Origin of the sequence: Candidatus Paracaedibacter symbiosus, from assembly GCF_000757605.1 — a bacterium.
GTDB lineage: Bacteria > Pseudomonadota > Alphaproteobacteria > Paracaedibacterales > Paracaedibacteraceae > Paracaedibacter_A > Paracaedibacter_A symbiosus.
In genome coordinates this window covers 1,211,017-1,236,702 of record NZ_JQAK01000001.1, presented here as the reverse complement: position 1 = coordinate 1,236,702, position 25,686 = coordinate 1,211,017, and the positions used below count along the sequence as shown (strand labels likewise).

Here is a 25,686-nt window from a genome sequence, read left to right as displayed (position 1 = left end):
TAAAGACTTTTAAATCTTTGACATAACTATCAAAATTATCAATGTATAACAGCGTACGTTGATCTGTAAATCGCCCAGAATCGCCTTGACCACGCCAATCAAGAGTTAACACATCATACCCACGATCAGATAAATGATGCATCGTAATAACTTCGTATAGCATACATTATACGAAGTTATACGAGATCATGTAAGGCTCAAAAAACTTCTTCAAACGTTTCCGGCTTGTGTAAAAAACCTAGACTTAAGTTTCGTTGACCTTGATAGGTTAAGAGAGAATTTCTACCTTTCTCATTTGCCCCCTTCCCTGACAGAGCTTCATCTGGGTAATACGTATGGGTGTGAGGAGGACGTAAGTGATTCTGATATAGTACACGTCGTTGCCAGCTGCCCCTACCTTCAAGTCCTTCATCTTGCCTCTTTAAACAAAGTAACGAAAGAAGGCTTATGTGCTCTACGTTCCCTCACAAGTCTGGAAAAGTTAGAGCTTTATTTTATGCCTCATATTAAGTCAGAAGACGTGGCGGCGTGCCTTCCGAGTTTACAAGAGTGGAATATTAATGGAATAACATTTCTGCGTTCTGAACAAGGAACCCATAAGAAGTGACAGAATAACTAGGTTCTTGTACTTATCTAAGCCATAGGATGGTAGAAGCAAAAGCGAGGAATCCCATAAAAGAAGAAGCCTTTTTGTCAAAGCGAGAGAAGACTCTTCTGAAGTGTTTGATCTTATTAAAGAAACACTCGACAAGTTGTCTTTCTTTATAAAGATGCTCATCATACTCTCTTGGCTCTTTTCTGGAAGAACGTGGAGGAATAACAGGTGTACAACTCTGTCGTTCAATCTGTTCAATAAAGGCATCTGAATCATATGCTTTGTCGGCGATAATGTTGGAATTCTTCATCCCCTCAACAAGATAGGGGGCTTGGGTGATATCATGTCTGTGTCCACCTGTCAGGGAAAATCTCAGAGCTTGCCCTAAAGCATCGACAATAACATGAATTTTTGTTGTAAAACCACCCTTACTGCGACCTAAAGCTTGTTCTTCTTGAGAACCCTTTTTATATCCTGCAGCACAAGGATGAGCTCTGACAATACTGGCATCAAGCATATGACTTTCTCCATTTTTATCTGGGGTAAGGTATTGTAAGATAAAATTCAAAAAATCTTTACGACACCAAGCTTCATAACGCTTGTGAACACTGCGCCATTTTCCATAGTAGGTAGGAAGCTCCCGCCATTGGGCTCCGGTCCTCATTATATAGTAAATACCTTCGAAAAAACGTCTCGTTTTAGCTTCATTCTTGACGCGAATCTGCCTCATCTCCTTGAGAATTTCATAAATCTTTGACCAAGCTTCTGGCTTGATGTAATACTTATCCATGGTAATGCTCCTTTAAATTGCAATGGAACATTACCACTTTTTTGACTTAATTATTAGATAAGTGCACAGAACCTAGAAAGTTGAAAATTTTTTAAAATATAGATTTTTACTCTCTCAAGGAGCATTCTGGCGATAGACATATTGTTGTTGTGGTTCACCAAAATTTTTGCCCTTTTCGAAGTTAACGAAGAACGTATCAACGTCTTTGATCAATCTTGAGATAACATTCCTTGAGTCCTTTAAAATATTGTGATGCGAGTCCTGATACGTTAATAGCTCGCAGTTTGGTAACACTTTACATAATTTAGTTTGAGCATCAACATTCACAAGGTAATCGTTTTCAGAGGACACCATTAAAAAAGGCACTTTAATTTCTTTTAAATAATCATCATTGTTAAAGTCTGCACTTGCCTTAAAAGCCTCATCCAACCACTGGAAGCTCGGACCGCCAACAGCCAAATGCGGCTCCTCTTTTAACAATCTACAATCTTGCAGATAGATCTTTTTATCGCCATTTTTTACCGGATTATAGTTTTTCACACACATTTCATAGGAAAAAGGCTCATAACCAAAAACAAAACGTTCGCCCAGACCAATAGAAACAATAAATTTCACCAATCCTTCAGCAAAGGAATAAGGGTAAGGACTTGTATTGATCTTAATCATCGGTGCAAGGGCGATGATGGCATCCATATCTTCTGGATGGTCATGGGCATAATGCAAAGCAATGTTCCCCCCCATCGAACTTGCCATAAAAATTACTGGCCGAGTCATATGGGGATTAAGCGACATAAAGACTTTTAAATCTTTGACATAACTATCAAAATTATCAATGTATAACAGCGTACGTTGATCTGTAAATCGCCCAGAATCGCCTTGACCACGCCAATCAAGAGTTAACACATCATACCCACGATCAGATAAATGATGCATAATATCTAAATAATATTCAACAAATCCCCCCATCCCTTGTAATAATAAAATTGTTCCTTTGGTTGGCTTTACTTTTGAGGGAACTTTGGCACTGCGAATAAGCAGATGATCATAGGTGGTAAAAAAACCGTATTGTACTTTTGCTGCTGCTGGCGCTTCTCCCATCGCAACAATGAAAGCACTCATCAGTATCAAGTGAAAAAACTTTTTAAAGTTAACCATTTCTACAAAAATTCACTAATACAATATTTAGTATAATGATACTTAAAATTTTAGACAAAGTATACTCCTGATCACAACAAAGAGTAGACGAATTAGAGGTTCTGTGCAGCTCATTCCTTCCTCCAGGGTTTTGTGAGAGTTTTAACTGAAAATTAAACTAAATTTCGGTGGAATTACCTGTTCGTGAAATTTGAGGAAATGAGAGAGCACAAAGATTAAAGGATGGTTCGGATGAAAACAAAACGATACTGGCGAAATTCTGTGGACCAATGGGGATTGATCTCACGTCTTTTGCATTGGCTAATGGCAATTATCATTATTCGTATGTTAGCTGTTGGCCTTTATATGTCTGGCTTAACGAATTCACCACTCAAACTGTCATTAATTAATTTACACAAAGCAACCGGTGTTGTCGCCTTAGGGCTCCTTGTCTTTCGTCTACTTTGGCGATTATTTCAAACAGTCCCCTCCGTGCTGAGATTACCACAACCGCATCAGTTTTTAGCAAAAATGAGCGTTCCTATCTTGTATATCGTCCTGTTTATCATGCTGCTTAGCGGCATTGCGATGTCACAAACCTCCGGGTATCCCGTTTCTATTTACGGATGGTTTACGCTGCCCCAATTCTTTCCCAAAAATCCTGAAATTGCCAAGCTGGCTTTTCTAACCCATAAAACCACTGGATGGATATTAATTGGGCTTATTTGTTTGCATATTTTAGCGGCCCTTTATCATGAATTTTGTCGCAAAGATTATCTTTTAACGCGCATGTGGAAAGTTAAACGATGAATCTGTTTTTCTGGCACAAGAAACCCAAAATGAAAGCGTCCACCTTGCAAGAACCATGGATCTTAGAAGGGTTTCAAGAATGTGTCGATGGTTTTTGGGTCTGGGAAAGCAATCAGTTTTATATTTCCTCTCGCATTAAAACAAGACTTGGCTACGATCAATTCGCTGATAAGAAATTTACCGATCCCAATTGGTGGCGTGAATTCGTCCATCCAGATGACATTAATAAGCTCAAGAAATTTTTAAAGGATATTGTCAACAATGAAGTTAAAATACGTCAAATCGAATTTAGAATCCGTCATTATCATGGCTATTGGGTATGGTTTCTCGTTCATTGTCATGTCAATCCTTACCACCATGACCAACCACAGGTTCTAGGAACATTTTCAGATGTTTCATCCTATAGACTCTTACATGATCAACTGGAAAAAACCATTGGCGATTTAGAGGTTGTGTCACACGAAAAATCGCATTTTATTTCGCATCTCAACCACGAAATTCGCACGCCCCTTAATGGCATAATCGGGGGCTTAACTCTACTTCAAGATACCAATCTAACAGATAAACAAAAAGATTATATCCGTAACATTCACGCCAGTGCTGATTTACTTTTAAGTTTAGTCAATGAGGTCCTTGATGTATCAAAAATCGCCGCAGGGAAACTTGAAATTGACACTATGGACTTTGATCTTAAAAAAGTCATCCAACAAACTATCAGCATGCTGACCCCAGCAGCTCAGCAAAAAAACTTTCCCTTATCCTCGACATGGATAAAAATCTGCCTGAAACTATGAAAGGGGATAGCCTAAGACTCCAGCAAATCATCCTTAATCTCCTCAATAATGCCATCAAATTTACTGATAACGGTAAAGTGACTCTAGAGGTACGACGGCACCATTCCATGGCAAGCGGTGACCATCTCCTCTTTCGCGTTATCGACACCGGGCATGGCCTTGCTAAAGACGTTTTACCGCGGCTCTTTCAAGATTTTACGCAGGCAACAAAGTCAGTTGCCAGGACCTATGGTGGGACCGGACTTGGGTTGTCCATTTGCCGAAAATTGATAGCTCTCATGGGAGGTGAAATCGGGGCTCAAAGCGCTATTGGTAAAGGCAGTACCTTTTGGTTTATTATTCCTATCGAAAGGAGCGGCAGCGATAAACTCAAATCGCCCCCCATCAACCAAGAAAATGAGCTTAAAAGTTTTAATGTGTTAATCACTGAAGACAATCCTATTAATCAACAAGTCCTCACTGAATTGTTAAGCTCACTTCATCAAAAATTTACCATTGCGAATGATGGTGTTGAAGCCATTAATGTGATCAAAGAGAATGAGTTTGATCTCGTATTTATGGACATGAATATGCCAATATTGGATGGGTTTTCAGCCACACAAGAAATCCGTAAATTAGAAAAAGGCAAAGAGATCCCCATTATTATTCTAACCGCTGATACCTATTCCATTGACAAGAAAGAATTTTTAGCAAATGGGGTCACTCAGATCATTCACAAACCATTAACTCGGGACAAACTCTCTGACATTATAAAATTCTATCAAGAAGATAAATCTGCAAAAGAAAATTATATAGATCTCCCGCAAATCACCCTACTGTGCGATGATATTGGTGTTGAAATAGTCCTCCGGTTGCTAGATGCTTACGTCACGGATGGTAGACGCATTATAAATCAACTCAAAACTGAAAAATCGGGTGATTTCTATAATCTTGCCCATACACTTGCGGGAATGTCAGAGAACTTAGGCATGAAAGTTGTCGCCGAACTTGCCCAAAATCTTATGATAATTCTCCAAAGCAAAAAGGGAAACCCCTCCCCTATTATCAATCAACTCATTAAAAATTTTAATAAAACCGTCAGTGAGATTGATAACGTTAAAAAGAAAATTATGCTTTAAGTTCTGGTCTTCTCAAAATCATCACTTTAAATCATTCTATTGTTTTATATGTAAAATTATGTTAGATTGTAGATCAAAAATAATTATAAGTAAAATTTCAGAAAAGGCCTGCTCATGACATACACCATTACAGAAGCATGTATTAAATGCAAATATATGGATTGTGTAGAAGTGTGTCCGGTCGATTGTTTCTATGAAGGAGAAAACATGCTGGCAATCAATCCCGATGAGTGTATTGATTGCGGCGTTTGTGAGCCTGAATGTCCAGCAGAGGCTATTATTCCAGATACGAAAGATGGGTCTGAACGCTGGGTTGAAGTCAATCGCCAATACGCTGTCATTTGGCCTAATATTTCTAGAAAAGGAGTTGCCCCAGCCGATTCCGATAAATGGCTCGAGGTTAAGGACAAATTTAACCTTCATTTTAGCGAAAAGCCTGGGCCGGGAAACTCTTGAAATTCAAGGCCTTGAAAGTATTGTTTGAATCCCCACCTAATAGATAACAAAGATTAAAAGAGAGTCAAAAATGTCCCCAAAACCATTTGTCGTTGGCGAGTATGTCGTCTATCCAAGTCACGGTGTTGGACAGATTGCTGGTTATGAATTACAAGAAATTGCTGATCAAAAAATTGAATTAATGGTTATTTCTTTTGACAAAGATCGGATGATTTTGCGCATTCCTATTGGCAAAGCAAAAGCTTCTGGCCTGCGTGCATTAAGCGCCCCAAAAGATATGCAAAAGGCCCTTGAATCGCTTAAAATAAAAACAAAATCACGTCGCACTATGTGGAGCCGTCGCGCCCAGGAATATGAAAACAAGATCAATTCTGGGGATCCTGCCTCTATAGCCGAGGTCATTCGTGATTTGTATCGCAGTGCCACGCAACCAGATCAGTCTTATAGCGAACGCCAAATTTATCAGGCTGCTATTGATCGTTTTGCCCGTGAGTTGGCCGCCATTGAACAAACTGACGAACCTGCCGCTATCAGCAAAGTTGAGGAGTTTTTAAAAGTCGCTTAGCTTCTCTTTTTTCTAACTACGAGCCACCTTTTCATAGGTGGCTTTTTCATACCTAAATAACTTGAAAATCCCGAATTATGGCGCCTTCATATGTGGTCATTTTTTGCCTAAAATTGAGTCTGCGGTTGTTTTGATCTTATTGGCGAGAAATATTTTGGAACATCTTTGCCTCGACTCTGAGCAAGAGAACCTAGTCGCCCATGGCCTTACGGCTTCATATTTTTATTCATTTTTGCACCTCCTGAGGACTTATTTGACGCTATCTCCCTCCACTTTAACCTCTTCTTTACCCCTTTGCTGATACTCTTAAACGATGGGAAACGCCAGCTTTCAAGCCCCCGAGAGAAGAAACCAATGACAGCATTTACTAATGACGAGACTCACAAGGCAGATCTAACTTATGTGCGTGAAGTCATGCGCGAACCTATTTTAAGCCGTGAAGATGAATTGACGCTTGCTTCTGCCTGGCATGATCAGCACGATGAAAAAGCTTTACACCTCATGATTCGGGCTTATTCACGGCTTGTTGTCTCTGCTGCAGTCCGATTTCGTCATTATGGATTACCTATGGGGGATTTGATTCAAGAGGGAAACTTGGGATTGATGCAGGCTGCAACCCGCTTCGAACCAGAACGGGGTGTTCGTTTTTCTACCTATGCGAAATGGTGGATTCGCTCTAGCATTCAAGATTATGTCTTGCGCAACTGGTCGATCGTTCGGACAGGCTCCACTGCCGCCCAAAAGCAATTGTTTTTCAACTTACGGCGATTACGCGCGCAATTAGCAAATGTCACGGCAGAAACCATGCAGCCAGAAGATCGGGAGAAAATCGCTGAAAATCTTAATGTTTCGATCCGCGAAGTAGAAGATATGGAAAACCGCCTTGCGGCTCACGATTTATCCTTAAGTAGTCCCATGAGCGAAGGTGGCGCTGAAGAGTGGCTTGACTCCATCCCTGATATCCGACCAAACCCAGAAAATGTAGCTTCTGATCTCTTCGATGCTACCGTTCGCAACCACTGGATTAAATCAGCTTTGCGCAACTTAACGCCCCGCGAACGTCAGATTATTCTGTCGCGTCACCTCTCTGAAAATCCGATGACTCTGGAGGCTATTGGCACGATCATGCGCATTAGCAAAGAGCGAGTCCGCCAATTAGAAGCGCGATCCTTGCGTAAAATGCGCTTTTATCTGCTCAAAAATATCCATGATGTGAAAGAAATTTTGTAGGTAGAGCAATTTATCGGCTCATATTATTAGAGCTCGCCTCTAAATCAAGCAGTTGTTGTTTAACCTTTGCGCCCCAATAGTATTGACCTATCCCGCCTGATTTAGGCACCACACGGTGACAAGGGATAAGGATTGACAGTGGATTAGCGCCAATTGATGTCCCCACAGCACGTATAGCTTTAGGATGACCGATTCGGGCTGCTATATCTGAATAGGTTTGAAGTGCCCCAAGAGGAATCTCAAGCAATGCCTGCCACACGGTCGCCTGAAATGGGGTGCCAAGAGTTACAATCTTTTGAAATGACATAACCTCATCCCATAACAATTGACGTTTCATCCAATTGATTTTTTCAGAGTCAAGATACCGCTGGATACGTTTCATCTGTTGCTTAAGGCCAATACCGACGAGCGCATCTCCTATACCAACCACATGAAGAAGCCCAATTGGATGCGAGATTTCACTTTCCCACCACTGGGAAGAATCAGATATTATAATTTTTTTTCAAAAATAGATAGAGAAATCATTAATAAAAATTTACCTAAATTTTATTTCGTGTTACGTTCCAAACTAAAGAAGGTTTACAAACGAAAGCTTTGGCAAGGCAAGATCAGAGTAATTGCGGAAAATTGACCGCTTTAATGGGATAAATATATGTCAGATAACAAAGAAAAACAAGGCCCCACAAAAAATTATCACCTTGCTTATCGTGTTGGCATTGAATTTGTCTCCGGCATTTTTGTGGGTGTGCTGCTTGGGTATGTTATTGATCATTATTTCAGCACAAAACCGTGGGGTCTCATTATTTTTATTCTTTTAGGCGCAGGCGCTGGATTTCGTAATATTTTTAGACTTGCCCGCCACGACCAGTCTAAGGTAAACTCAGATAGCGTTAAGAAAGATAGGTCGTCAGATGATTGATCCACTACACCAATTTATGATTCACCCTTTAGTCCACTTTGAAGTGGGAGGGTATGATCTCTCCTTTACCAACTCTGCCTTGTTTATGCTGTTGGCAACGGTGCTGCCCATTCTATTTCTTGGTGCCGCTAGCAGAAATTCACAGCTCGTCCCAGGCCGTCTACAATATATTGGTGAGAGTATTTTCAGCTTTGTTCAAAATCTGATTCGTGAAAATGTCGGTGAGAAAGGCTTGAGCTATACCCCTTATATATTAAGCATCTTCATGTTTGTCTTGATGGGCAATTGCTTGGGAATGATTCCTTATGGCTTTACCTTTACCAGTCACATTGTCGTCACCTTCGCTATGGCGATGATTGTTTTTATTGGCGTAACAATTATTGGCCTTGTTAAACATGGGGTTCATTTCTTTAGACTATTTTTTCCTGAAGGCACACCACTTTACATCGCGCCTTTATTGATTCCCGTTGAAATTATGTCCTATTTTACCAGACCTGTAAGCCTTTCCGTGCGCCTTTTTGCCAACATGGTCGCCGGCCATGTGATGTTAAAGATCTTTGCCGGATTTGTGATCTTACTTGCAGGAACAAGCTTGTTTCCTCTCGCCATTTTGCCATTTGTGATTAACTTTGCTGTAATCGCATTTGAATTTTTGGTCGCTCTTTTACAAGCTTATGTATTTACAGTATTGACGTGCATATATTTAAATGATGCTATAAATTTACATTAATTTTTAAAAAGGATACGAAAATGGATTTAGCAGCTGCAAAAATGATTGGCGCTGGAATGGCGGTTATCGCTCTATTCGGTGTTGGTATTGGTCTTGGAAACATTTTTTCAAACTTAATTACTTCCATTGCCCGCAACCCATCTGCTAAAGGTGAGCTAATGCCGGTTGGTTTGTTAGGCTTTGCGTTGACAGAATCCATCGCTTTAATGGCATTTGTCACTGCAATGCTTATTTTGTTTAGCTAGTTTAAGGAGAAGCCAGAATGCCACAATTAGACATTTCCACCTATGCCTCGCAAATTTTTTGGTTAGTCGTCTGTTTTGGTATTCTGTGCGTCTTTATGGCGACCTTTATAGCACCTCGCATTGGTCTTAGTTTACACCACCGGACGAAGGTTCTTGAAGAGCACACAATGGCCGCAAAAAAGCTTTTGGCCGAAGCAGAAGAGCTCCATCAAAATAGTATTCAGCATTTAAGCCAAGCGCGTCATGATGCCTCGCAGCACCTCCACCAGGCTATTTATGATCTAACATGTCATCGCCACGAGAAGCTCCGCGAATTTGATCATAAATTGCAGTTAGAATTACAAGAACTTTCAAAGAAGTTGTTTCAACAGAAACAAGAAATATTAAACAGCTCGCAAGAGCTTATCAGCCATTTAGTTGAAACTATATTTTTTAAAGTTACTAATACATCTGTCCCTACCACCGCTGTTAACAAAGCCTTTAAAACCATAAAAACAGGTGATACCCATGTTTGATGCCAGCTTTATTCTCTTTATTTGCTTTATTGGTTTTACGGGAATTGCATTTAAATTTGGCTATAAAAAATCCTTGAAAATGCTGGATGACCAAATAATTACTGTTTCTAAAACAGTTGAAAATGCGCTTAACTCTCTCAAGGCAGCGCAAGAAAAACATGCTTATGAGAAGAAATACGGGGCATTGATTGAACAGGAAGTTCAGGAAATATTTAAACGGACTCAGCACCAAATTGAAGAAATACAACATCAAGCTGAAATTGAATTTAATAAAATGATGCAAAATCGAGCCATTAATGCAGATTCACAAATTGATCGGGTACGTACCGAAGTCATGCATGAATTAACTCAACACGTCACAGACCAAGTTGCTAAAACCCTTGAATCGCTATTTAGTACTCACTTATCTCAACAAACTCAGATAACGATTAATGATCATTTCTTAAGTAAGTTAGATCAGTTATTTCATAGCAAAACAGCACTGAATGATGACGAAATGGCTCAAAAAAAAATTTCTAATTTAGGGTGAATCGCTTAAATTCACCCTTTTATAGCCGTTTTTAAAATGCATAAAATTTTTTTTCATTTTAGCAATTTAACTAAAAATAAACGGCATCATCAACTTAACTAATTAATGTCCAAACAAAGGTGTAAACAAACCCTTTCTTTCAAATTTTAGGCACAATGGTTCTGTTGGGTCACAGAATGCCAATTTGCTCATAGCATTCTTAAAAGCTTGTCTGTAGTTATTGACAGATTGCTTATAACGCCCAACTTTAAATAGATTGTTGATTGCCCCATGGCACGATAAGAATCGTTGGGTTAAGGGTGGCGATTTGAAACGGTACATCTTACGTTTCTGCTGTCGTATGGATGGGGTGCAGTTCCGTATAAACCGTCAACTAATAAGCCCCCTCAGGTTTAAAAACTGAAGGTTACTCTTCTTGATAACGAAATTTCTCCCAGGAAACAATAGCATTGGTGGAGTTTTTAAATGGCATTAAAAACCAGTAGCAGCCCGGGACTCCCTCTAGACCATGCACTTCGTGAGCATTGGCAAGCAAAATCTCTGGGTCTGTAAAAATCATTTGTTCTTCAAAGCAATTTTCCACGACCATTTTCTTGCGATTTTTTAGATCCTTTAATAATCTATCAAACTGTGCATTCTCGCCTTGGAATCGTTGTGCTTGTGTAATCAATTCGTGGTTAATAATATCAACAACCTCAGCTTGATAGACAAACAATGCTCCCATTTCACCCTTTTCATTGAGGAAAATAAATTGACCGGTGTGATCTTTCAGATAATATTCCGTAACCTTATTTTCGCGGACCAATCGCTCAAATAATTTGACAAATTCAGGCTGGAGTAAAAATGTATTCTCGCGATCCATGGTGACGGCCGTCATATATGTTTTTGTGAGCGATTGGAAGAATTGTTGTTGACCTTTTTTGATAAATTCCTCCAACAATTGAATAACATTTGGATCGTGCTTACGAATAAAGCCGTGGATCAACCCTTTATTAAAGGCATGAATCGCCAAATTATCATCAGCTGCCCCTGTTAACAAGATTTTCTGAATATGAGGTGAAGTAATCTTTTCACATAGCTCCAGCCCGTTCATTAATGGCATGTCGTAGTCCACGACCACCGTAGAAACTTGAGAAAACCTTTGCAAGCTATAAATCTGTTTATACAGATCATAAACTTGGGCCACAATAGACCCCATCTCCCCTTCTTTGAGCCATTGATTGATGTAGGTTCCTTCTCCCTGTTGAGCACCTATATGCTCTAATACGACTTGTGGATCTGGGAAAATATTGTACGTGGCAACAGAAGGATCAAGCGTCCATTTCATTTCTTTTAAGAATTCGTATTCATCATCAACCAAATGAACTGTTGTGGGAAAATAAAACGCTGGAATAAATTTCATTACAATCACCTACAAAGTTTTGGGGAAAGAGAGGATAAAATGGGTGTACTCACCCTTAATGGAGTTACACCTAATTGACCCATTCAAATCTTCCATGACTTGACGACAAAATGCAAGTCCGATTCCAACCCCATACTTACGTCTTGTAAAAAATTGGTCAAAAATATGGGGGAGCATTTCGGCAGAAATTCCTTTACCCGTATCCTTGAAATGGAGAGTATTATATTTTTCTCCTGTCTCAAGCCAAACTGTAATTGTTCCCTTCCCTGCTGCCTTGACATAATATAAGGCGTTTTTCAATAAGTTAAAAAGCACATGCTTAATCATTAAAGAGTGACCTTTAAACTTAAAATCATTGCCTCGCTGCCATTTAACGAGATTTTTTTCATTCCCTTGAAATGGGTATTCTTTTAATGCCTCTTCTATACAAAGACTAAGAGAACTTTCATATGCAATCTCTGTACTTTGAGTTCCTTTAAGATTCATTAGCAACATATCAATGATAACAAAGGTGCGCCGTGTCGTATTCTGGATGCTATCAGGGGCATCTTGAACTAACATAATATTGCGCTTGGTACGCTCTGAGGCAATTTTAGTTTCAATTGCTTTTTGACAACCTTCTATAATAGGAGGAAGATGTTTCCTCAAACGATGGGCAACTGTGCTTAAAATCAATAAAGGAGTGCGCATTTCATGGGCAATGGCCGCGCTTAAGGCACGTACAGTTTTTAGTTGTTGATCGTGAAGTTTATCATTCTGGCGTCTGAAAATAATAAAATAAATTATTGGAGCTGAATAGCTTCCAAATGCAGATATAATATTTTCGGGAAGAGCAGGAGCTGGTGTTAATATGACATAAAAAATACCGGCGCAAGTAATTGTTGAAATAACAATTATCCCATAGGTTATCCAGTCTGTAAAAAAGGTTAATACCACTAAAGCTACCAGTTCATTGACTTGCCAGAGTGACCCACCATTATTTTTAAAATACATGAAACTAAAGAAAAAGGGAAAAGCAAAACCTATAATTATGTTTAGAATAACTGGAGAATAACATCTCAAAGACAACGGTAATTTTTTCCATATAATAAGCAATAATCCCATAAAGGCAATGGTTAGACGCAAGATAAAGCTTTCATAAGGGGAAGGATTTACAAAATAGACATTAAAAAAATAAAAAAAGGAAAGCTAATTAATAATATAAACCCTAAGGCAACTGAATGTTCTGTTATTTTTTCCGCATTTTGAATAAATTTTTTACTTAAAGTCTCCATCTGAAATCTCTATCTTTTTATCATAAAGTACTTTTGTAATAATTTTATCTCATAAGTATTAGTATTTTCTTTATAAAAAGATTCCAAGTATTTTTTTAAATTTTGGGCATTTGCAACAACATTAGCATCATCTAAGAAAATGCTAACGGCAGATGTCAAATTCTCTATATTTGCCATTCTAAGAAACTCTGTAGAATGATATGTTTGGATATTATTTGTAAAATCGCAACACTCAAGAATTAGGGATTCCAACCCCCAATCATGACCTCCAAAATCCTCAATAATTTGTTTTTTCTCAAGTCCTTCTGAAATTACTATCAAAAGACAACCGCCTTTGTTAAGCCTCTCGTATAATTGCTGCAACAAAGGAGCGAATTTATTTTCAGGTATATAATATAAAACATGGGATAAAAGAATAAAATCAAATGAAAGAGGACTTAAATCAACATCAAGAATAGATTTATTTATCTTTATCAGATTTTTTAATGGCAATGAAATTTTTTTCAGAGATTCAGCCACCGGATCCACCAGAGTTACACTAGAGAAATGATTCGCAATACTATGGGTAATTTGGCCATTTCCTACCCCGACATCTAGAAAAGAAAATTTATTTTTAATAGCTGGGAAAATAGCTTTTATAATAAATTCTTTAATGTGGCGGGTCTCTGTGCTGCATTTATTTAAGAGATCTAAAGAAGCTAAATAATCCACTCTTGAATCAAAAACATTAGATGGTTTTATATTTTTTGGATGTTGAGGATCAGTACAATTTTTTTCAGCTAATATTTTAAAATCCGGAGGGGGCAAAAAGTTTTCTTCAAGGATGCACGGGGTGTATTTATCAAATAAAAAAAGTCTTTAATGAGTTTGTTCATTTTATTAAGCTCTCTCTATTAAAAGTTGAGCAGGATAAATATAGCCTTCTCAATCTTTTAATTTACAAATAATTTATTATTATTTTTTGTTTATTGTGAGGCCGAATATAAAGGGCATCCAAAGCAACAATCAGGTTATTATATCCACAAACTGAAATATCTATATATCATAACTGCCCTTTTCAGTTATGATATAATCTAAATGAATATCAGTTACAAGGGTTGGTATTAAATTAATTTCCTGCGTTGCATAACCAGCACCCACTGTGTGGATTGGTTGTTTCTGGCGTAAACCGGTAATGGTGACATCATAAAAACCACCACCCTGCCCTAAACGTGCTCCCGTTTTATCAAAGGCCAATAATGGCACCAAAAGAATAGTTGGAAGAAGAATTGGCTGTCCCGCATCTGGGCAAGGAATCCCCAAAAGATCTTGTTTTAAGGGAAGATCTGGGTCCCATTTTCTAAATTCTAAAGGGGATTGAAATGCGGCGACTGCCGGCAGCACAACGGGATAACCCCGTGCCTGTAATTCCCGCATGAGCGGCAACACTGAGATCTCCGACCCATAGGCCCAATAGCCGGCAATCACACTCTCTTCCCGCAGTAAATCAAGAGAGAGAAAATGCGTTACAAGTTGCTGCTCAACTACACTATGGTTAACGGTCTGGTGCCATTGATCACGAAGTTTACGCATCTTTTGGCGTAAGAGCTCCTTTTGCTCGAAAATTGTCATTGGAAGGCCCCCCTCAGACTAGTTAAACAGAGACCTTTCCTGAGGTATATGTGGAGTTGCAGTTATAGTAGGTCTTGACCTATTTGAAGTTGCTGCTTCACTCTGACTTTCGCCCTGCGTTAAGGAGAGTTCATTACTTGTATTACTTGGAACACCTTGATTCGCGTGCGGATCTGGCGCCCTAGGTGAAGTTGGCGCTCCATTCTGATTTTCGCCCGGTAAGTAAAAGGGCCCTCGCGGCACTTCTGGATATGCAGTGGTTGTTGCTGATACCCTTGGGTTTCCCCTATAATCTGGTGTCTGCGCAGAATTACCCGGTTTCGCCTGACACGGAGTTTGAGCATAAATTGCCATTAAATTATTGCGTGTGACCCAATAGACTTGATGGGTAAAATCGGAAGTTTTATCACTGCCGATAGAGGCCTTGAACTCCAGATTAGCATCAGCGTTTTTTTTCTCTGCCTCGTGTTCCACAGGGAGGCGTTCATCCTTGGTCCGATGGAAAGCGCCGGTGCCTTTGGGACCATGACTAATCAGAATAACAGCAATATAATCATTTTCTGTTGGCTGAAAAATCGGGGTATTTTTGAGGGAATCAAGTTTAATGTTTCCCTTAACTGGGATTTGGCAAAAATAGTTCCATCCTCCATTCGGGCCTTGTAACGAGCTCTGTTTAACTCCAAAAATTTCAGGCAATTTATTAATTCCATCCATTTGAGATGTCAACACCGATTCGACCACATAAGTAAACCAATTCCCATGGCCATCTCGGGCCACCGATTCAGGCAATCCCAGCTCTTGATAAGGAATAATCCCAACACAAGCGGAAGTTGTCCGTCCATGGCATTTTAGTCCCTTTTCACCTTCTAATTCTGGCCTGGAGGGGAGAGGCAGTTGATTATATTTCAGCACATAACCGGCCAATGCCTGAAACAATTGCATCTGATTGGTCTCAGTTATTTTATGGCGTTCAAGCTGTCGAGAAGTAGAGAGAAGGGGCAGAGTTAAGCTGGCAACAATACCAGCAATCAGCAAAACGAAGGCCGCCTCAATTAAGGAAAACCCTGGAATTTTTCTTTGGATTTTTTTGCCCATTATTGCCTGCTCCCTTACCGCGCCCCAAACAAGGCTGTTCCCACTCTAATCCAGGAAGTGCCATAGGCGATGGCGGTCTGATAATCATGACTCATTCCCATACTTAAGTAGCTTAAACTATGCGCTTTTGCGAGAGTTTGAAGCATGGCAAAATGAGGCGATGGATCGGCATCTATTGGCGGAACACACATCAGCCCAACTACAGGTAAGTTTAACCCACGGGCGAGAGCCAACAATGATTCAAACTCTTTTGGCAGAACACCTGCTTTTTGCGGTTCACTACCTGTATTCACCTGAATCAATAGGGTGCGGCGAATGTTAAACTTGGCAAAGGTTTTGGCCAAGGCGTGCGCTAAAGTCGGACGATCAAGCGTCTCAATTACATCAAACAATTGAACCGCTTGCTTAACCTTATTGGTTTGCAAAGGGCCAATTAAATGAAGCTGGCAATCTGGATAACGTTGCTTTAAAAGGGGCCATTTAGCAGCTGCTTCCTGCACTCGGTTTTCCCCAAACAAGCGGTGGCCATAGGCTAGCAATGTTTCTAAATTTTCAGAAGACTGAGCTTTAGAAGCAGCCAAAACCTCAGGAATTGATTGACGCGCCGTCTGTGCATTGTGGGAAACGGTGGCCACCAGGCTGGTATAATTATCGAGTAAGGGAATCACTTTTTACGGAAAGCATCAAGCGCGACAACATTATCTGTTGGCGCAGTCTGTCCTTGTCCATCTGATTTGGAAACTTTACGAGATGTTTTTTTCTCATCGACCAACAATGATTTAATAGGTTCTGGATCAACCTCAACAGGCGTAAACTGTAAGCCAAACTTAACGGAAGGATCAACAAAACTAACAATCGCATCGAAGGGAATGGTTAACCGTTCATGGATATCATTAAAACATAAAGTCACACAAAAATTGTTATCGGCTACTTCTAGATCCCAAAATTCATACTGCAAGACAATAGTGATTTCATCGGGATATTCTTCACGCAAGAAGTCAGGTAAATCAACACCTGGATAATTTGTCTTAAAGGACAAGTAAAAATGATGCGAAGCTGGTAAGCCATTTTTGGCTACAAGTTTTAAAGTATCTTTAATAACGTTACGAAGCGACTCTTGAACCATCAGTTCATAATCGATTTTTGTTATTTTACTCAAGGGAGCAATCCTTTCACCAAATATCAGTGGGGGCTTTCTGTTGCCCGGTGCCCCCGAACCGCAGGCTATAGCCGCTTTATTTCCGCATTAGCTAAGAAATTAAGCAGCAGCAGCAACTGCACCGAAGTGACGGTTACTGTTAATCGCCTTGCCTTTATTACTATTGGCATTTATCAAATTTAGCCCGATAACGGCGGAACAATGCCGAACGAAAGTCTTACCTTTATTACGCGTGTCGATCCTATTTCGTCCCCATAACCATGGTGGAGACGCCGGGTACCGCCCCCGGGTCCACAACGCTTATTCCATAAGCAGTTTATCGTCATAGTCAGTTACCTGACAAAATATAAGATAGTGCTTTTTAGCAAAAAATGAAAGAGCTTACTTTAGATTTGCTTGGAGATTTTTTTTGTTCTAGGCTAGGATTGGAAACAAAAAGAGCAATAGAGACTAAGAGCTATGACCGTTAGTACCTTAAAAAACCAGGAAATTAGAGACCTTCAGGCAACTACTTGTCAAACCCGCCGTGCCACTGCGCCCAAGCTCGAAGAAATACTTTATGAGCCAATTCCGGTCCTCGACCATGGATTTATCCGTGTTGTTGACTATATGGGGGACGATAATGCTGTCGTCCAGGCAGCTCGGGTTTCTTATGGCAAAGGCACGAAGAAGGTCAGTGAAGACCAAGGATTAATTAACTATCTGTTACGTCATCGTCACTCTACACCTTTTGAAATGTGCGAAATTAAATTGCATATTAAGCTGCCAATTTTTATTGCCCGTCAGTGGATCCGTCATCGCACCGCTAATGTTAATGAATACTCTGCCCGTTATTCGATTATGGACAAGGAATTCTACATTCCCACTCCAGAAAACCTGGCATTGCAGTCGACTGTTAATCATCAAGGGCGTGGCGAAACTATTGATTCTCAAAAGGCCCAACGGATTTTAGATTTACTCAAAACCGATGCTCTTCGCGCCTATGACCATTATCAGGAGTTGCTAAACCATGACGAGGAAGGGAATGTTCTCGATCCCACACACGAGGGAATTGCACGTGAATTAGCCCGGATGAATTTACCTGTGAACTACTATACCCAGTGGTATTGGAAGATTGATTTGCATAATTTAATGCATTTTTTAAGTTTAAGAGCTGATTCCCATGCTCAATATGAAATCCGGGTTTATGCTGAGGCGATGTTAGATATTTTGCAAAAATGGGTCCCCATGACCTATGATGCGTTTATCAATTATCGCCGCGGTGCAGTCACTCTGTCGGCAAAAGCCATGGAAGTAGTAAAAGCCCTCATCGCCGGTCAAAAAATCAGTCGTGAAGAAGTCGGTATGGGCATCCGCGAATGGAAAGAACTCGAACAAACCTTACAACAAACGTTATCTTAAATTGACTATGCTCAATCTTTATCGCTGGCTAATACAAACATTAGCCCCTCTGTTGAAATATCACTTAAAACGTCGCCTAAAACGCGGCAAAGAAGATCCTGTACGTCTTTGCGAGCGTTTTGGCGGGGCCTCTTTTTCACGTCCACAAGGTCAATTAGTTTGGTTTCATGGTGCCAGCGTTGGTGAGTCAATCTCCATGTTAAAATTGATTGATCAATTGCTTGAGATACAACCAGAGCTTCATGTACTGGTGACAACGGGCACAGTGACTTCCGCCAAACTATTGGCAAAACATCTTCCCAAGCGCTGTATACATCAGTTCATTCCCCTTGATGTCCCCCGGTGGACAAGTCGTTTTTTGAACCACTGGAAACCAGATTTGGCAGTTTTTATTGAATCTGAATTTTGGCCAAACTTGTTGCGCGGCATCAAAAAAAGGCAAATCCCATTGATTTTGCTTAATGCTCGCATGTCAAAGCGTAGTTTTGACTGGTGGCGGCGATTCCCAAACATTAGTCGCCAACTTTTACAATTATTCGATGCCTGCTTTACGCCGAGTGAGCAAGCATTTTCATATTTAAAAGAGCTGGGCGCTAAAAATGTGTCATTGAGTTGCAACCTGAAATTTGCAGCAGATACTCTTGGGTATGCTCCTGAAGAGCTTGATCGCTTGCGTAATATCTGCGAAAAACGGCTCGTTTGGGCGGCAACCAGTACTCATAAAGGTGAAGAAGAAATTGTGATTGCTCGCCACCTCGCTCTGAAACAACGCTTTCCAAATCTCTTGACAATCCTTGCCCCCCGTCACCCTGAAAGAGCGGCAGAGATCCTCCAAATGGTTGAAAAGGCAGACCTGAGAGTAGTGCGTCGCAGTGAAGGTAATTTTCCACGACAAAAAACCGATATTTGGCTAGTGGATACGATCGGTGACTTAGGCCTTGTCTATAGCATAGCTAAGGTTTGTTTTATTGGTGGCTCGTTTGTAACAATTGGAGGTCATAATCCGATAGAAGCATTCAAACTTGGCTCAGCTGTTATTGTCGGCCCCCATACAGAAAACTTCCTGGATGTGAATGAAAATTTAAAGGAAGCGTTGATTCAAGTGCAAACGACAGCAGAACTAGAAGCCGTCTTACAAGATCTTCTCACCAACGAGGAAGAAACGAGGAGACGAAGCTTGACGGGGCAAACCATTATCATTGAGCAACAACAAGGATTACCCATACTTGCCGAAGAAGTTTTGCAGCATTTAAGTTCTGCTCATAAAGCATGAAATATTGTTTTAACCCCCCTCCTTTTTGGTTTAAAAAACAGTCGTTAATGGCAACACTGTTGGCGCCGCTTAGCTTAGTGGTAATCGCTATGGGACGTCGGCGTCGCCACCGCACAAAAGCACACCATGTTTGTGTACCAGTCATTTGTGTTGGCAATGTGACAGTGGGTGGATCTGGTAAAACCCCCCTCGTGCTTACACTTGCCCAAGGGTTGCAGCAACAAGGATTCACACCTCATATTTTGAGCCGAGGGTATGGCGTCAAACTTGAAAAACCCACTCAAGTACTTGCCAATCATCTTGCAACCGAGGTCGGTGATGAGCCGTTGTTACTGGCAAAAACAGCCCCTACTTGGGTCTACCCAGATCGTTGCCAGACGGCAAATCTAGCCGTTGAGGCTGGAGCCACCATTTTGTTGCTAGACGATGGTTTTCAAAACCCGACGCTTTATCAAGATATAAAGCTTTTGGTGGTTGATGGAGCTACTCACTTTGGTAATGGTCATGTCCTCCCTGCAGGTCCTTTGCGTGAGCCGTTAGAAGATGCCGTTAACCGCGCCGATGCTATTTTACTTTATGGTGAGATGGCTGATCTTTCATGGACGCAGGATAAGCCCATATTTCGAGTTAAGTTTGTTTCTAATCAAAAACCAAGAGCGCCAGCTTATCTTGCTTTTGCAGGAATAGGAAGGCCACAAAAATTTTTTGAATCATTGACAAAAAATGGTTTTTACTTGCAAGAGACCCATTCATTTCCCGATCATCATGTTTATTGTGAAAAAGAGATAAACCAACTTCTTAATCAGGCACATCAACAACAGCTGACGTTAATTACTACCACAAAAGATGCCGTTAAAATTCCCCTTTCATTACAGCCCCTCATCGAGGTTTTTAATGTGAGTTGTGTGTTTGAGGACCCACAGTCTTTTCAGAATTGGTTGTTGAAAAAACTAGAAAAAATTAAGTAGGCAAGCTCCTCAAATTGAATCCAAGAGGCCAATGCAAGACTGTTTAGAATTCACGGCCACCTCATGAAAGTTTGAATAAAAGGTATCAGCACGCCTTCGTCCCCGGGGACCCTTGGGCAAGAGGGAGTTGGTGCGAAATACGCGGCTTTAGAAAAGCTTGGTCCGAGGGCCAGGCTGTTTTTATGACGAAAAATAAAAAAACACCTGGATTCTTGCATCAAGATGTCGTAGGGCTTTTTTGAAAGCCAACTCCATTCTACATAAGTGCGATAGGGGTTGGAAGTTGGAAGGCTAACTTTTATAGGGAGCAGTCCTGTTTTAGAGCTGACTGGCACACTATTTTATTAAAATTAACTTGTTATTAAGATTTATAGAAAAAAACTGAGGAGTAACGTATCTGTTTTACTCTTAAAATAAGATCCGTAAAATTATAAAGATAACCATGATCGTTTGAGGTATTGTAATGAATCTATTAGAAAGAGATATGCTCCAACTGCTCCGCCGTGGCCGTGACCTTTATGGCTACACTCATATTCGGGCAGAATTCGAGGCAGAAGGGTCTCGTTTAGAGGAATTGCCGCGTTTGGTGGAAATTGGATATAAAGCTGGTCTTGATCTCATCATCAAAATTGGTGGCTGTGAGGGGTTAACAGGACTCTATCATGCTCGCTCGCTTGGCGCATCAACAATCATTGCCCCTATGATTGAATCCACCTATGCCTTAAAAAAATATGCTGAAGCTTGTGCAAAAACTTTTCCTGCTGCCGAAAAGCATGATACTCAATTTTATTTCAACATTGAAACTGCACAAGCCTATGCCATCCATGAAGATTTAATTGCAGAATCCAGCAAGCTTGGCCTCACCGGGGCTGTTTTTGGTCGAGTAGATTTTTCAGCATCGATGAACCTCCCGAGGCATGCTATCGAAACACCGATCATCACCTCAAAAATTCTAAATGTTGCGAGAGCATGTCAAATTCATAACCAAGAATTGATTGTTGGAGGTGGCATCTCTTTTGATTCTATTCCTGTTTTACAAAAGATTGAAAATATTCACTTAAATCGATTTGAAACACGAAAAATTGCCTTTAATAAATCGCAACTCCTGCAACCAACATTGATTCATGGCCTGACCGAGGCGGCGCGCTTTGAACTGCTCTGGTTAAAAAACAAACAAAATTACTACGCCCATATTAAAAATGAGGATGTGGCCCGGATTAATCTCTTAGAACGACGCATTTTGAGCTTGGTAGCCTAGGCTTTCCTTCAAGAAACTTGGGGAGATTTGCAAGCAAAATTGAGCACAATGGATATGAGGAAATGCAAGGGAGAGAGAGAATTGTTGTTTTTGTAGACTTTTTCTTGAAATTTCGCTTAGATACAAGAAATTAGACAAGAGCTCTTAGGACCTAAAAATAATGACATTCAAAAAATTTATGAATACAAGCTTGCTGTGCATGGCATTGGTAATAACCTCAGCCAATGCTGATGATGTAACAATCGGGGATCTGAGTGCCCGTCTCGACGATCTTGAAAAGCGCACCAAAGGTGAAAACCCTGCCGGCGATGAATTAGCCACCAAAAACGATGTGGAGAGCCTTGCAAACCTCGTCAAAAGCTTAACTGGTCGCATTGAAATACTAGAACACCAATTAGGTAAAACATCTCAAGTTAAACACGGTGTGGATGCAGATGATAGCACCGCTGCTGACCCTCTGGCAAAACCAGCCGCTCAGATGGAGGATTCAGAATTAATGGAGCCAAGTAGTGCCCTGGAGGCTGAGGACGCCGATGTGGATGCCATCTTAGAAAGCCTTGGTTCCAAAGCCAAACCCCAGGCACCATCTCCTAAAGAAAAAGTGACAGAAAATCGCGAGAAAGCAACCCAAACAGCGGAGAAAAATGCCACCTCAACGCTCGATGCCGGCAGTTCAGCGGCTGGATTTGACCAAGCAAAAGGATTGATGAACAAAGCACAATATGCCGAAGCTGAAGCTTCCTTTAAGCATTATTTGACAGAACATCCTTCCGGTAAAGAAGCTGCTGCTGCGCGCGTTCAGCTTGGCGAAGCCCAATTAAAGCAAGGCAAAAAATCAGAAGCAAAAGCTAGCTTTGCCAAGGCTTACAAGGCAAACTCTAAAGGAACAGAAGGGGCAAAGGCACTTCTTGGTTTAGGTGAGACGTTAGGTGCAACAGATAAAGACAAAAAAAGTGCCTGCACAGTGTTGAAAAAACTCAAAAGTGATTTTCCTAACAATAAAGAAACAAATGCTAAAGCGGATGGTTTGATAACAAAATATAAGTGTTCTTAATTAACCAGAAGAAAAAGGTATTTGCCTGATGCTTGATCTACCCGATTTTTTGCCTGTAGTGACGCCTGGGCTGTATATTGTTGCAACTCCAATTGGCAACCGCGGTGATATTACACTGCGGGCGCTTTCTGTCCTCTCTAAGGCTGATATTATTGCCTGTGAAGATACCCGAACGAGCCTTAAGCTTCTGCAAACTTTTGCTATTAACAAACCGTTATGGGCTTATCACGATCATAATGGCGATAAAATGCGCCCTAAAATCATCGAGGCGTTGCAAGACGGTAAAATCATTGCCCTGATTTCCGACGCTGGCATGCCGCTCATTTCTGACCCTGGCTATAAACTCGTGAGAGCTTGCTATAAGTCCCATCTGCCAGTGACAACCGTTCCTGGAGCCTCTGCGGTGCTAGCCGGCCTGGTTCTTTCAGCCATGCCAAGCGACCGATTTATGTTTTGTGGTTTTGCCCATCCGAAAGACTTTAGTGAGCTTAAATCAATTCCCGCAACATTAGTCTTTTTTGAGGCACCCCAGCGGGTAATTGACTGTTTGAGAGCTATGCAAACAAGCTTTCCTGATCGTGAAATCGCGGTAGTGCGCGAAATCACCAAACGCTTTGAACAAGTAGTATTTGGCTCTTATGCTGATGTGATCACTCATTATACATCTCTAGACAGCATTAAAGGTGAATTTGTTATTGTCCTCTCTCCACCTCAAAAACGGGGGATTGAGGTAGCTGAAATTGATGCCGCCTTAACTAAACTTCTCCCCGAATATTCTGTCAAAGAGGCAAGTCATATGATTGCTGAAACACTGGGTCTTCCTAGAAAGCAAGTGTATCAACGCGCGCTCGCCCTTAAAGATGATTAACTCTCCCGTGCATAAGCAAAATGATGTTTAAAACAGGTTATCAACGTGGCCTTCTAGCTGAAGCCGTGGCTCGGTTATACCTACGCTTAAAAGGCTATTCAATTATAGAACAACGGTATCGGAATTCTTACGGTGAGATTGATCTCATTATCCGTAAAGGACGCCGATTAGTCGCTGTTGAAATTAAGTTTCGTCAATCACAAAGAACAGCCGCTGAATCCATTACCAGACGCCAATGCCAACGAATTGAGCGAACTTTAAGAGCCTATCTCGGGCAGCTTGCCTGGCAACCAGAGGAAATTCGTTTTGATGTGATCCTCCTCTCGCCTAAAAGTTTACCACAACATTTGAAAAATGCTTGGCAAAGCAATCATTAAGCGGTATCCCTAGGGTCTGAGAAGGAAATTTAAGGAGGAGGATTTTGAGATGTTTTTAACCGAAAATGAAGCCAAATTTCGAGAGAGTTGTATGTCTACTTCCAGAAGATTTGAAGAATTTTGCAAACAAAAACAGCCAAAATGGGCTTCTTTCAGTTTTCTTTCCCAGAGCCTAAATACCATAAAACCTGAATATTGGGGTCATCAATGAAAAAAACTCAACTTATTGCCAGCCTTGCTGGTCTCTCTTTAATACTATCTGGTTGTGCCCCAGCAATTATTGGTGGTGCTGCTGCTGTTGGGGGTTCAATTGTCCAGGAAAAAGGGGTTTCTGGCAATATCACCGACTCCCAAATCGCAACAAAAATCAAAGTTGCCCTTTATCAAAATGATCCAGATCTTTACCACCATGTCAATGTTACTGTCCAAAATGGTGAAGTATTACTGACGGGGAATGTGGCGACAAATGAAATGCATATCCAAGCAGTAAAGATTTCGTGGGATACTAAAGGCGTTAAACGGGTTATCGACAATATGACTGTCGCAAAACAGGTCAGTGCCAGCCTTTATGCCAAAGATACATGGATCACTACTCAAATCAAAACTCAACTTTTGTTTGAACAAAACATTCAATCGATGAATTATAGTATTAAAACGGTAAGCGGGAATGTTTACTTGATGGGGATTGCGCAAAACCAAGCCGAACTAGAGGAGGCCCTAGATATCATACGTCATGTGGATGGGGTAAAAAAAGTCATTAGTTATGTGCGACTGAAAGACTCCCGAGAGTAAAAAATGGCCCTTTTGGGCCTTTCCTTTGGTCCTTACTATTTGAACGTCAATTCCACAAAACCTACTAAACTTAATGGCGAATGCCTTGGCGGTTCAACACGAGTAAAATCGTCATAACAATAATCTTAAGATCCAGAATGATTGATTTTTTGGATCGATATTCTGCATCGAAATGTACTTTTTGTTCAATGGATAAGCTATCGCGCCCATTAATCTGAGCCCATCCCGTAATCCCAGGAAGTAATTCATGCACTTTGTGTTCATAGCGTAGCTGATTTAAAAGGTCTTCATTAGGCAAAGAGGGCCGTGGACCTACCAAGCTCATATCTCCCTTGAGAACAGAAAATAATTGGGGAAGTTCATCCAGGCTTGTGCGCCGCAAAAATGAACCAATAGGCGTAATATACTGGGTTGCATTTTTAAATTCATGAGTCCCCTTAATAGGAGTACCAACATACATTGTACGAAACTTAGGCATTGAAAATGGCTTATGGTTAAGACCAAGGCGTTGCGTTGTAAAAAAAACAGAGCCTTTAGATGTAAGCTTAACAGCTAAAGCAATTAATAAAATGGGGACAAGGGAGAGTAATAAGGCAATTGAAGCTAGTATAATATCAATTATTCTTTTTAACATCATGATTGTGGCAAGTTTTTTGAGATCAATTTATTTCACCTGGTATAGTAGATAGTAAAGAAAAATATTTTTATCAAGTGTTTATTTTTT

The 25,686-nt window shown here is 40.6% G+C and carries 32 protein-coding genes and 1 other RNA gene; 20 read left to right on the top strand and 13 right to left on the bottom strand.

Going from position 1 to position 25,686, the window contains the following annotated elements; all coding sequences use genetic code 11:
- Nucleotides 1–142: serine aminopeptidase domain-containing protein (locus IG80_RS16745; protein ID WP_420887381.1), on the bottom strand; the 142-nt coding region annotated here is incomplete at its 3' end.
- 153 nt (nucleotides 143–295) lie between these two features.
- Between IG80_RS16745 and IG80_RS15615 the strand changes: the two genes are divergently transcribed.
- Nucleotides 296–607, top strand: a complete 312-nt coding sequence (locus tag IG80_RS15615; RefSeq protein WP_032112911.1) for a hypothetical protein — start codon at nucleotides 296–298, stop codon at nucleotides 605–607.
- A gap of 22 nt (nucleotides 608–629) precedes the next feature.
- Here IG80_RS15615 and IG80_RS0105665 read toward each other — a convergent pair whose 3' ends face one another.
- Nucleotides 630–1,385, bottom strand: a complete 756-nt coding sequence (locus tag IG80_RS0105665; protein ID WP_032112910.1) for an IS5 family transposase — start codon at nucleotides 1,383–1,385, stop codon at nucleotides 630–632.
- Nucleotides 1,386–1,499: 114 nt separating this feature from the next.
- Nucleotides 1,500–2,504, bottom strand: a complete 1,005-nt coding sequence (locus IG80_RS0105660; protein ID WP_198027197.1) for an alpha/beta fold hydrolase — start codon at nucleotides 2,502–2,504, stop codon at nucleotides 1,500–1,502.
- 267 nt (nucleotides 2,505–2,771) lie between these two features.
- Here IG80_RS0105660 and IG80_RS0105655 point away from each other — a divergent pair, with 267 nt between their 5' ends.
- From IG80_RS0105655 to IG80_RS0105630, 6 genes are all read left to right on the top strand, one after another.
- Nucleotides 2,772–3,329 (top strand): cytochrome b, encoded by a 558-nt coding sequence (locus IG80_RS0105655; RefSeq protein WP_032112908.1) that lies wholly within the window; start codon nucleotides 2,772–2,774, stop codon nucleotides 3,327–3,329.
- A gap of 29 nt (nucleotides 3,330–3,358) precedes the next feature.
- A complete protein-coding gene (locus IG80_RS0105650; protein WP_198027196.1) occupies nucleotides 3,359–4,123 on the top strand; it encodes a sensor histidine kinase in 765 nt (254 codons plus the stop codon).
- Nucleotides 4,096–5,241, top strand: coding sequence for an ATP-binding protein (locus tag IG80_RS0105645; protein ID WP_032112906.1), 1,146 nt, complete (start codon nucleotides 4,096–4,098; stop codon nucleotides 5,239–5,241). The genes IG80_RS0105650 and IG80_RS0105645 overlap by 28 nt, the downstream gene beginning before the upstream one ends.
- Nucleotides 5,242–5,355: 114 nt before the next feature.
- On the top strand, nucleotides 5,356–5,697 hold the full coding sequence (fdxA, locus tag IG80_RS0105640; protein WP_032112905.1) for a ferredoxin FdxA: 342 nt from the start codon (nucleotides 5,356–5,358) through the stop codon (nucleotides 5,695–5,697).
- Between the two features lie 70 nt (nucleotides 5,698–5,767).
- Nucleotides 5,768–6,262 carry a CarD family transcriptional regulator gene (locus IG80_RS0105635; RefSeq protein WP_032112904.1) on the top strand — a complete coding sequence of 165 codons (495 nt, stop codon included), beginning with the start codon at nucleotides 5,768–5,770 and terminating at the stop codon, nucleotides 6,260–6,262.
- A gap of 354 nt (nucleotides 6,263–6,616) precedes the next feature.
- Nucleotides 6,617–7,492 (top strand): RNA polymerase factor sigma-32, encoded by an 876-nt coding sequence (locus IG80_RS0105630; protein ID WP_032112903.1) that lies wholly within the window; start codon nucleotides 6,617–6,619, stop codon nucleotides 7,490–7,492.
- Between the two features lie 10 nt (nucleotides 7,493–7,502).
- On the opposite strand, the gene IG80_RS0105625 is transcribed toward IG80_RS0105630, so the two are convergent.
- A complete protein-coding gene (locus IG80_RS0105625; RefSeq protein ID WP_052046098.1) occupies nucleotides 7,503–7,922 on the bottom strand; it encodes a methylated-DNA--[protein]-cysteine S-methyltransferase in 420 nt (139 codons plus the stop codon).
- 222 nt (nucleotides 7,923–8,144) lie between these two features.
- Here IG80_RS0105625 and IG80_RS0105615 point away from each other — a divergent pair, with 222 nt between their 5' ends.
- Genes IG80_RS0105615 through IG80_RS0105595 form a run of 5 tightly spaced genes read left to right on the top strand, consistent with a single transcriptional unit; the run spans nucleotide 8,145 to nucleotide 10,430 of the window.
- Nucleotides 8,145–8,411, top strand: coding sequence for an AtpZ/AtpI family protein (locus IG80_RS0105615; protein ID WP_052046096.1), 267 nt, complete (start codon nucleotides 8,145–8,147; stop codon nucleotides 8,409–8,411).
- The gene (locus IG80_RS0105610; protein ID WP_032112901.1) at nucleotides 8,404–9,141 is read left to right on the top strand and encodes a F0F1 ATP synthase subunit A; all 738 of its coding nucleotides are present in this window, start codon (nucleotides 8,404–8,406) and stop codon (nucleotides 9,139–9,141) included. Before IG80_RS0105615 ends, IG80_RS0105610 begins: the two co-directional genes overlap by 8 nt.
- 20 nt (nucleotides 9,142–9,161) lie before the next feature.
- Nucleotides 9,162–9,386: an ATP synthase subunit C family protein gene (locus IG80_RS0105605; RefSeq protein ID WP_032112900.1), complete on the top strand. Its 225-nt coding sequence runs from the start codon at nucleotides 9,162–9,164 to the stop codon at nucleotides 9,384–9,386.
- 17 nt (nucleotides 9,387–9,403) lie between these two features.
- A complete protein-coding gene (locus IG80_RS13175) occupies nucleotides 9,404–9,901 on the top strand; it encodes a F0F1 ATP synthase subunit B family protein (protein ID WP_052046095.1) in 498 nt (165 codons plus the stop codon).
- Nucleotides 9,894–10,430 (top strand): F0F1 ATP synthase subunit B family protein, encoded by a 537-nt coding sequence (locus IG80_RS0105595; RefSeq protein ID WP_032112899.1) that lies wholly within the window; start codon nucleotides 9,894–9,896, stop codon nucleotides 10,428–10,430. The genes IG80_RS13175 and IG80_RS0105595 overlap by 8 nt, the downstream gene beginning before the upstream one ends.
- A 406-nt stretch (nucleotides 10,431–10,836) precedes the next feature.
- Here IG80_RS0105595 and IG80_RS0105590 read toward each other — a convergent pair whose 3' ends face one another.
- From IG80_RS0105590 to ssrA, 8 genes are all read right to left on the bottom strand, one after another.
- Nucleotides 10,837–11,832, bottom strand: a complete 996-nt coding sequence (locus IG80_RS0105590) for a response regulator (RefSeq protein ID WP_032112898.1) — start codon at nucleotides 11,830–11,832, stop codon at nucleotides 10,837–10,839.
- A gap of 9 nt (nucleotides 11,833–11,841) precedes the next feature.
- The gene (locus IG80_RS0105585) at nucleotides 11,842–12,957 is read right to left on the bottom strand and encodes a sensor histidine kinase (protein WP_032112897.1); all 1,116 of its coding nucleotides are present in this window, start codon (nucleotides 12,955–12,957) and stop codon (nucleotides 11,842–11,844) included.
- A gap of 158 nt (nucleotides 12,958–13,115) precedes the next feature.
- The gene (locus IG80_RS0105580) at nucleotides 13,116–13,913 is read right to left on the bottom strand and encodes a class I SAM-dependent methyltransferase (RefSeq protein WP_032112896.1); all 798 of its coding nucleotides are present in this window, start codon (nucleotides 13,911–13,913) and stop codon (nucleotides 13,116–13,118) included.
- 228 nt (nucleotides 13,914–14,141) lie between these two features.
- Complete coding sequence (locus tag IG80_RS0105575; protein WP_052046093.1) at nucleotides 14,142–14,717, bottom strand: 5-formyltetrahydrofolate cyclo-ligase; 576 nt, start codon at nucleotides 14,715–14,717, stop codon at nucleotides 14,142–14,144.
- A gap of 18 nt (nucleotides 14,718–14,735) precedes the next feature.
- On the bottom strand, nucleotides 14,736–15,812 hold the full coding sequence (locus IG80_RS0105570) for a type II secretion system protein (protein WP_032112895.1): 1,077 nt from the start codon (nucleotides 15,810–15,812) through the stop codon (nucleotides 14,736–14,738).
- A gap of 14 nt (nucleotides 15,813–15,826) precedes the next feature.
- Entirely contained in the window at nucleotides 15,827–16,480 is a 654-nt protein-coding gene (locus tag IG80_RS0105565; protein WP_156962053.1) for a YggS family pyridoxal phosphate-dependent enzyme, read from the bottom strand.
- Nucleotides 16,477–16,971, bottom strand: coding sequence for an SspB family protein (locus tag IG80_RS0105560; RefSeq protein ID WP_052046091.1), 495 nt, complete (start codon nucleotides 16,969–16,971; stop codon nucleotides 16,477–16,479). Before IG80_RS0105560 ends, IG80_RS0105565 begins: the two co-directional genes overlap by 4 nt.
- Nucleotides 16,972–16,996: 25 nt before the next feature.
- Nucleotides 16,997–17,352, bottom strand: a transfer-messenger RNA (tmRNA) gene (gene ssrA / locus IG80_RS13895).
- Nucleotides 17,353–17,430: 78 nt separating this feature from the next.
- Here ssrA and thyX point away from each other — a divergent pair.
- The 8 genes from thyX (at nucleotide 17,431) to IG80_RS0105520 (ending at nucleotide 24,962) form a co-directional block, all read left to right on the top strand.
- Nucleotides 17,431–18,372, top strand: coding sequence for an FAD-dependent thymidylate synthase (gene thyX, locus IG80_RS0105555; RefSeq protein ID WP_032112894.1), 942 nt, complete (start codon nucleotides 17,431–17,433; stop codon nucleotides 18,370–18,372).
- A gap of 7 nt (nucleotides 18,373–18,379) precedes the next feature.
- Complete coding sequence (locus IG80_RS0105550) at nucleotides 18,380–19,645, top strand: 3-deoxy-D-manno-octulosonic acid transferase (RefSeq protein WP_198027195.1); 1,266 nt, start codon at nucleotides 18,380–18,382, stop codon at nucleotides 19,643–19,645.
- Between the two features lie 47 nt (nucleotides 19,646–19,692).
- Nucleotides 19,693–20,613 carry a tetraacyldisaccharide 4'-kinase gene (gene lpxK / locus IG80_RS0105545; RefSeq protein WP_198027194.1) on the top strand — a complete coding sequence of 307 codons (921 nt, stop codon included), beginning with the start codon at nucleotides 19,693–19,695 and terminating at the stop codon, nucleotides 20,611–20,613.
- Nucleotides 20,614–21,076: 463 nt separating this feature from the next.
- A complete protein-coding gene (locus IG80_RS0105540) occupies nucleotides 21,077–21,871 on the top strand; it encodes an aldolase/citrate lyase family protein (protein WP_032112892.1) in 795 nt (264 codons plus the stop codon).
- 160 nt (nucleotides 21,872–22,031) lie between these two features.
- Complete coding sequence (locus tag IG80_RS0105535; RefSeq protein ID WP_032112891.1) at nucleotides 22,032–22,925, top strand: tetratricopeptide repeat protein; 894 nt, start codon at nucleotides 22,032–22,034, stop codon at nucleotides 22,923–22,925.
- 28 nt (nucleotides 22,926–22,953) lie between these two features.
- On the top strand, nucleotides 22,954–23,793 hold the full coding sequence (gene rsmI / locus IG80_RS0105530) for a 16S rRNA (cytidine(1402)-2'-O)-methyltransferase (RefSeq protein WP_032112890.1): 840 nt from the start codon (nucleotides 22,954–22,956) through the stop codon (nucleotides 23,791–23,793).
- 20 nt (nucleotides 23,794–23,813) lie between these two features.
- Entirely contained in the window at nucleotides 23,814–24,170 is a 357-nt protein-coding gene (locus IG80_RS0105525) for a YraN family protein (protein ID WP_084756172.1), read from the top strand.
- A gap of 207 nt (nucleotides 24,171–24,377) precedes the next feature.
- Entirely contained in the window at nucleotides 24,378–24,962 is a 585-nt protein-coding gene (locus tag IG80_RS0105520; protein ID WP_032112888.1) for a BON domain-containing protein, read from the top strand.
- 70 nt (nucleotides 24,963–25,032) lie between these two features.
- On the opposite strand, the gene IG80_RS0105515 is transcribed toward IG80_RS0105520, so the two are convergent.
- A complete protein-coding gene (locus IG80_RS0105515; protein WP_232224334.1) occupies nucleotides 25,033–25,599 on the bottom strand; it encodes a sugar transferase in 567 nt (188 codons plus the stop codon).
- Nucleotides 25,600–25,686: the final 87 nt, after the last annotated feature.

Bases quoted from the DNA above. Each gene is read 5' to 3' on its own strand.
- IG80_RS0105650 (WP_198027196.1), top strand. From the start codon at position 3,359: ATGAAAGCGTCCACCTTGCAAGAACCATGGATCTTAGAAGGGTTTCAA.
- IG80_RS0105665 (WP_032112910.1), bottom strand. From the start codon at position 1,385: ATGGATAAGTATTACATCAAGCCAGAAGCTTGGTCAAAGATTTATGAA.
- thyX (WP_032112894.1), top strand. From the start codon at position 17,431: ATGACCGTTAGTACCTTAAAAAACCAGGAAATTAGAGACCTTCAGGCA.
- IG80_RS0105655 (WP_032112908.1), top strand. From the start codon at position 2,772: ATGAAAACAAAACGATACTGGCGAAATTCTGTGGACCAATGGGGATTG.
- IG80_RS0105590 (WP_032112898.1), bottom strand. From the start codon at position 11,832: ATGAAATTTATTCCAGCGTTTTATTTTCCCACAACAGTTCATTTGGTT.
- IG80_RS0105550 (WP_198027195.1), top strand. From the start codon at position 18,380: ATGCTCAATCTTTATCGCTGGCTAATACAAACATTAGCCCCTCTGTTG.
- IG80_RS0105615 (WP_052046096.1), top strand. From the start codon at position 8,145: ATGTCAGATAACAAAGAAAAACAAGGCCCCACAAAAAATTATCACCTT.
- IG80_RS0105645 (WP_032112906.1), top strand. From the start codon at position 4,096: ATGGATAAAAATCTGCCTGAAACTATGAAAGGGGATAGCCTAAGACTC.
- IG80_RS0105630 (WP_032112903.1), top strand. From the start codon at position 6,617: ATGACAGCATTTACTAATGACGAGACTCACAAGGCAGATCTAACTTAT.
- IG80_RS0105610 (WP_032112901.1), top strand. From the start codon at position 8,404: ATGATTGATCCACTACACCAATTTATGATTCACCCTTTAGTCCACTTT.
- fdxA (WP_032112905.1), top strand. From the start codon at position 5,356: ATGACATACACCATTACAGAAGCATGTATTAAATGCAAATATATGGAT.
- IG80_RS0105605 (WP_032112900.1), top strand. From the start codon at position 9,162: ATGGATTTAGCAGCTGCAAAAATGATTGGCGCTGGAATGGCGGTTATC.
- lpxK (WP_198027194.1), top strand. From the start codon at position 19,693: ATGGCAACACTGTTGGCGCCGCTTAGCTTAGTGGTAATCGCTATGGGA.
- IG80_RS0105575 (WP_052046093.1), bottom strand. From the start codon at position 14,717: ATGACAATTTTCGAGCAAAAGGAGCTCTTACGCCAAAAGATGCGTAAA.
- IG80_RS0105635 (WP_032112904.1), top strand. From the start codon at position 5,768: ATGTCCCCAAAACCATTTGTCGTTGGCGAGTATGTCGTCTATCCAAGT.
- IG80_RS0105570 (WP_032112895.1), bottom strand. From the start codon at position 15,812: ATGGGCAAAAAAATCCAAAGAAAAATTCCAGGGTTTTCCTTAATTGAG.
- IG80_RS0105525 (WP_084756172.1), top strand. From the start codon at position 23,814: ATGATGTTTAAAACAGGTTATCAACGTGGCCTTCTAGCTGAAGCCGTG.
- IG80_RS0105595 (WP_032112899.1), top strand. From the start codon at position 9,894: ATGTTTGATGCCAGCTTTATTCTCTTTATTTGCTTTATTGGTTTTACG.
- rsmI (WP_032112890.1), top strand. From the start codon at position 22,954: ATGCTTGATCTACCCGATTTTTTGCCTGTAGTGACGCCTGGGCTGTAT.
- IG80_RS0105660 (WP_198027197.1), bottom strand. From the start codon at position 2,504: ATGAGTGCTTTCATTGTTGCGATGGGAGAAGCGCCAGCAGCAGCAAAA.
- IG80_RS0105515 (WP_232224334.1), bottom strand. From the start codon at position 25,599: ATGATGTTAAAAAGAATAATTGATATTATACTAGCTTCAATTGCCTTA.
- IG80_RS0105540 (WP_032112892.1), top strand. From the start codon at position 21,077: ATGAATCTATTAGAAAGAGATATGCTCCAACTGCTCCGCCGTGGCCGT.
- IG80_RS0105535 (WP_032112891.1), top strand. From the start codon at position 22,032: ATGACATTCAAAAAATTTATGAATACAAGCTTGCTGTGCATGGCATTG.
- IG80_RS0105520 (WP_032112888.1), top strand. From the start codon at position 24,378: ATGAAAAAAACTCAACTTATTGCCAGCCTTGCTGGTCTCTCTTTAATA.
- IG80_RS13175 (WP_052046095.1), top strand. From the start codon at position 9,404: ATGCCACAATTAGACATTTCCACCTATGCCTCGCAAATTTTTTGGTTA.